Raw genomic sequence first — 5,727 nt, 5'->3', positions numbered from 1 at the left:
TCAAAACAGTACAATAGATAAGTTTTTAAGAAAAATCAGCCTGATCGGATTTAAAAAGCCCGGAATGGTCATAATTACCTGGCTGGTATTTGCAGTCGTATCCTTAACAGGAGTTTTTTCCATTGAAAGGAATGTGGACCTCCTGAGTTTTTTAAGCAAAAAAAATCAGAACCGAAAGACTGAACAAATTCTTCAGGAAAAAATGGGAGGAACATCGCCTGTTTATGTGCTGATTAAAAGCAGGAATGTATTAAGTCCTGAAATTCTCCGGATTGCCGACAGCATAGAGAGCAAAATGCTTTCATACAAAGAAGTTGTTCATACTCAGTCACTTACAGGATTATTCAAACAGATGAATGAAGTCATGGGTGATGGATATAAAATACCTGAAAATCAGGCAAAAACAGACAATCTCTGGTTTATGATTGAAGGACAGGATATTCTGGAAAACTATATCAATTTTGACCATACAGAGATGCTGATTCATGCGACCTATGGTTCCAATGAAATGAAGAAAATGGCTGCATTTACAAATGAAATGGAAAGATTTTTTGACGGCTTCAGGAAGAAAAATACAGAAGTGGAAATGACCGGATGGCCACCTTTGATGCTCCGACTGGATGAAAATATTGTTAAAAGTCAGATGAGCAGCTTGCTGCTGGCTTTCAGCCTGATTTTTATAAGTATATCATTATTAAGCGGTTCTGTAAAAAGAGGCTTTTATGCCATCACTCCCATTATCCTGACTTTGATGATTCTTTTCGGCATCATGGGCTGGCTGAAAATTCCGCTTGATTTTGCAACCGTTTTGGTGGGCAGTATTTGTATTGGAATTGGAATTGATTACTCTATCCATATCTCCAACCATTTTAAAATATGCAAACTGGAAGGAAAAAGTGCAGAAGAAAGCATTGAGGAAGTGATTTCGACCAGTGGTAAAGCCATTCTGATCAACATATTGTCTATCACCTCCGGCTTCCTGATTCTTATCTTTTCTTCCCTGGTGCCGCTTCAACGCTTCGGGATATTGTTATCGGTTACCATGATTTGTTCCGGACTGGCAGCCATCACATTTTTGCCTGCCTTGCTGCTGTTAAGGGATTTCAGGGTAAACAATCATTTTAAAAACAAGGCTAAAAATTCTTATTAACTCACTATAAATCTATTTATTATGAAAAAGTTCATCGTATTGTTGCTGACAGCTTGCGGATTCTCACTGCATGCACAAACCGCACAGGAGATACTGAAAAAAAATGATGATGCCGTATTCGGGTCTAAAGATCAAAAAGCAGAGCTAACCATCACCCTGATAGATAAAAAAGGCAATCAATCGACCAGAAAAGCGGTGATGTATCAGAAAGGCAGAAATATGCGACTTACGCGGTTCACCTATCCGGAATCTCAGGCAGGGATAGGTTTTTTGTCTTTACCAAATGATGTCATGTATGTATATCTGCCTGCTTACGGAAAAGAAAGAAGAATTGCCTCCCATGTTAAAAACCAGACCTTTGCCGGTACTGATTTCAGCTATGACGATATGGAAGCCATACCCATGTCGGACAAATATATTCCAAAACTGATCAAAACTAATGAGAATGAATTCATTCTCGAACTTACTCCTAAAAACCCGCAAGCCACAGAATACTCCAAACTGATAATTTATGTCAGTAAAGCCAATTTTTTGACCTCAAAGACGGAATATTACAATAGAGGAGGAGTTAAAATAAAGGAACTGGTTAATCATTTTGAAAAAAAAGGCAATTACTGGTATGCGGCAACCGCAGAAATGACCGACTTGCGAAATACCCATAAAACACGCATGAGTATCACTTCCATCAGTTTTGATACAGGAATAAAAGATGATTTTTTCAGCATTAAAAACCTCGTAAATTTTTAATCATGAAGATTTCAGATGTCAAGAGCCTTCAGAAAAACAAGGCAGAATGCGTATCTCTGAAAACAGTCAGAAAAAAATGGGTTATCTCAGGCATCCTTCTTTTAATAGTCATGTTAAACCTGATAAGCCTGAATAAAATCAATGCGCAGGACAATCCATTGAGAATCAGTGGGAAGCTGATAACCGACCAAAGATTCAGAACCCAAAATCCGGTGAGCTGGTCATGGAATGAAAACAGAATGGAAATAAATCTGCACAAGAAGTTTGAGGATAAGGCCTTGTTTTACAGTAATCTATGGATAAGAAATCTTAGCTTTTCAAGGCTGAATAGTTTATCCCAGCTGACAGATAAAAACTTAGTCAATCCAATAGAAGCGGATCTTCAGGAAATGTATGTTGAAATTAATCAGTTTATCTGGAAAGACCTACAGTTAAAAGCAGGCAGACAGAAATTCAACTGGGGCAGTGGAGATAAACTCAATCCTGTCAATGTTTTAAACGCACCTGATCTTGAAGACATCTGGGATTTTGGACGGATGCAGGGCTCTGATGCACTTAAGCTTACTTATTTCCTGAATGATTACAAATTTGAAGGAATATGGCTGCCATTGTTCAGACCATCCACTTTACCCGAAGGCGACTGGATTGATGCATTAATGCCTGTTCCCGAACTTCCTCAAGGAATCAAACTGAATTCACTCACCAACAACATTCAGACTCCTGAACTGAGTCTGAAACATTCTTCATCTTATGGTTTCAGAACATCAGGAAACATAGCCGGATTTGATATTTCCGGTAATTATGCCTATTATTATGACGGAGTACCATCCCCCGACAGTAACGTCATTACCTTTGCCGGTGGCTTCGACAAAATAGACATTACGGCTGTTCAGCAATATATCAGGCTTCATCAGGCAGGTGTCACTTTTTCAGGAGAATTGCTTAATATTGGGGTCTGGGGAGAATTTGCTTCATTTTTTCCAACAGAGGCTTTAATCATGAAAACCAGATTCGGCACATTAGTCATGGACTCACTGATTTTTGAAAATAAGCCATGGTTTAAGTACCTGCTGGGTGCTGATTATACCTTCAAAGACGGGAGCTATCTGAATATACAATATCTTCATGGCTTTTATCATGAAAAAGGAAACAAAAACCTGAACGACTATTTTACCTTTTCATGGGAAAAATCCCTCCTGCACGACAAGTTGAAAATCAGGCCCTTGGCCGGATGCATTGTGGTTTCGGACTGGTCAGATATTTCGGAAAACTATGCTGTGATTTATACACCTGAATTCAGCTATTTCCCAAACGACAATGCTGAAATAAGCCTTGGTTACCGTATGATAGAAGGCAAAGGCGGAAGTACATTTGCCCGCGTTAACAATAAAGATGAGGTTTACATGAAAATAAGCTATAGCTTTTAAAATGAAAAGGCTTTGCTTACTGATGATATTGTGTTTTTCCTGTGCCGGTATTTTTGGGCAGGCCTTAAATGCTGATGCAGTTGCAGGTAGGTGGTACACCTCCAAAAGGGAATGCATCATTGAAATTTATAAAAAGGCAGATGTGTATTACGGGAAAATAGTCTGGCTGAAAGAACCGTATGATGAAAAAGGAAATCCGGTGAAAGATGATAAAAATCCTGATGAAAAACTCAGGAACAGACCCCTCATGGGAACAACTATCATGTATGGATTCAGGTATTCCGGTGAGAACAAATGGGAAGACGGAAAAATATATAATCCTGATGATGGAAATACCTATCAGGCGTTTATGAAACTTATAGATAACAATACACTTCAGCTAAAAGGATATATCGGGTTGCCCCTGCTGGGGATGAACACAACATGGACGAGGGTTAGATAAGAAAAATGCGAAATATGGAAGTAGGCAGCAGGCAGTCTGTAATAGGCACGGACATCTAACTCACCCCCGGCCCCTCTCTTTCGAAAAGAGAGGGGAGCTAAGGGCGTTTTGGGATTTTATGATTGTTTCATAAATAAAAAATCAATTCCCACTCAAGTCCTGTAGGGAGGATATTTGGGTAACAGTTTCTAACTCACCCCCGGCCCCTCTCTTTCGAAAAGAGAGGGGAGCTGATGACGTTTCCGGATTTTAAATTTGTCTTATAAAACAAAAAATAAATATTCGCTCAAGTCCCGTAGGGACGATCTTATGGTAAGACCAACAAAACAAAAGAGCCAAGTCCCGTAGGGACGGCCTGATTTCTTAAGAATTCTGAATAAGCTATAAGCAGGCAATTGGCAGCCTTCAGTAGGTACAGAAAACTCAGAAATCGGAACAGGGAATGCGGAAAAATGTAAATCTTAAATCATAAATCCGAAATCCAAAATCGTAAATCGGAACTCGTAATTGTGAACTTAATCTGGCTATTCGCAAAATCAGTATGTTAAAACTTGAAACTTCGCAATCTGAAAGCAGCAACTATCACCTATTAAATATTCATCAGGAATAAACATATACATTACTTTTTACCCACCTCACAACTTTTCGTTTAAAAAATGTGAATAAAATTGAAACTTTTTTAATGAATTTTGTACTAATACAGTAAATTTGAATGTGGTTAATTTTTAAGAATGAGCTTAATTTATAATAAAATGACGTGAAGTTCCCGGTCTAAGAGCCGTAACCTTTTTATTTATGAAACGAATAATTACATATTGTTTACTTGCAATACTTATAAATACATTTTCTTTTCAGAAATGTTTTTCCCAGTTAGAAGCAAAAAACTGGTATTTCGGGAATCTATGTGCCATGAAGTTCGAAAACGGTAATGTTATTCCACTAAATAACAGTAAAATGATTTCTAATCGTGGTGGTTCTTGTATTTCAGATAAACAGGGTAATCTATTATTTTATGCGGGTAACAATGGCAGTGGTAATTCAGGAATAATTTTTAATAATAATCATAATATCATGAAAAATGGTAATGGATTTAATTGGTCAAGTGGCTCTGATCAGACACCGATTATCATTCCACATCCCGGGGACTCTAATATTTATTTCTTATTTACGGTATTGGATAATCGTCTTGGGGCTAGTAAAGCCGGCTTTTGGTATCATCTTGTAGATAAAAGAAAAGACAATGGGAAAGGAGAGCTAATTGTCAATAATCAGAAGATTTGCAGTAATGTTACCAATCAGATTTCAGCTACTTTTCATGCAGATAAAAAATCAGTTTGGATAGTAATACATGATTATGGCTCACAGTGTTTTAAATCATATTTACTGAAAAATACAGGTTTGGATACTGTTCCTGTGATTAGCTATACAGGACCTGTTATCAATGATTTTGGGCAAACTGCCGGTCAGATGAAAATCTCACCTTCCGGGAATAAACTTGCATTTACAACAGATTATGCTGGAAAACAGGCTGTTATTTGTGATTTTGATAATAAAACAGGAATTGTTTCGAATAGTGTTACAATAGATTTTAAACCACATAATACTTATGGAATTGAGTTTTCTCCCAATGAGAACTTTCTTTACGTTTCGCTTAATTATTATTGTATTTATCAAATTGATATTTCATCAGGAGTTGACAGTATTATCAGAAAATCGATTTTCAAAGTTCCAGATTCATGGGGATGTTATTGTCTTCAGCTTGCCATTAATAAAAAAATATATGTTGCTCGTGGCGATAAATACCTTGGTTGCATAAACAATCCTGATGAGAAAGCTAATGCCTGTAATTATAATGATTCAGCAGTTCAACTCACAGGTTATGCTACAGGTATGTCATTGCCTTCTTTTCTTCAATCCTACTTCTATCTCCCCGATATAGAAATACAAAACACCTGCCTTGG

At 37.4% G+C, this 5,727-nt stretch carries 5 protein-coding genes; all 5 read left to right on the top strand.

Translation table 11 applies throughout. From position 1 onward, the window contains the following. Positions 1 to 64: 64 nt before the first annotated feature. Entirely contained in the window at positions 65 to 1,150 is a 1,086-nt protein-coding gene (locus GX437_12730; protein NLJ08520.1) for an MMPL family transporter, read from the top strand. 21 nt (positions 1,151 to 1,171) lie between these two features. Further along, a complete protein-coding gene (locus GX437_12725; protein NLJ08519.1) occupies positions 1,172 to 1,897 on the top strand; it encodes an outer membrane lipoprotein-sorting protein in 726 nt (241 codons plus the stop codon). Positions 1,898 to 1,899: 2 nt separating this feature from the next. After that, positions 1,900 to 3,324 (top strand): hypothetical protein, encoded by a 1,425-nt coding sequence (locus GX437_12720; protein ID NLJ08518.1) that lies wholly within the window; start codon positions 1,900 to 1,902, stop codon positions 3,322 to 3,324. Between the two features lies 1 nt (position 3,325). After that, the gene (locus GX437_12715; GenBank protein ID NLJ08517.1) at positions 3,326 to 3,766 is read left to right on the top strand and encodes a DUF2147 domain-containing protein; all 441 of its coding nucleotides are present in this window, start codon (positions 3,326 to 3,328) and stop codon (positions 3,764 to 3,766) included. A gap of 954 nt (positions 3,767 to 4,720) precedes the next feature. Continuing rightward, the coding region (locus GX437_12710) for a hypothetical protein (GenBank protein ID NLJ08516.1) at positions 4,721 to 5,727 on the top strand (1,007 nt) is incomplete at its 3' end.

Source organism: Sphingobacteriales bacterium, assembly GCA_012517435.1.
In the GTDB taxonomy this organism is placed as follows: domain Bacteria; phylum Bacteroidota; class Bacteroidia; order CAILMK01; family JAAYUY01; genus JAAYUY01.
Note: the sequence above shows the minus strand (reverse complement) of the source record. Positions and strands in the feature narration are given on the sequence as shown.

What these genes read in the sequence shown, in the direction of transcription:
- GX437_12730 (NLJ08520.1), top strand. Translation starts at nt 65, where the DNA reads ATGGTCATAATTACCTGGCTGGTATTTGCAGTCGTATCCTTAACAGGA.
- GX437_12725 (NLJ08519.1), top strand. Translation starts at nt 1,172, where the DNA reads ATGAAAAAGTTCATCGTATTGTTGCTGACAGCTTGCGGATTCTCACTG.
- GX437_12720 (NLJ08518.1), top strand. Translation starts at nt 1,900, where the DNA reads ATGAAGATTTCAGATGTCAAGAGCCTTCAGAAAAACAAGGCAGAATGC.
- GX437_12715 (NLJ08517.1), top strand. Translation starts at nt 3,326, where the DNA reads ATGAAAAGGCTTTGCTTACTGATGATATTGTGTTTTTCCTGTGCCGGT.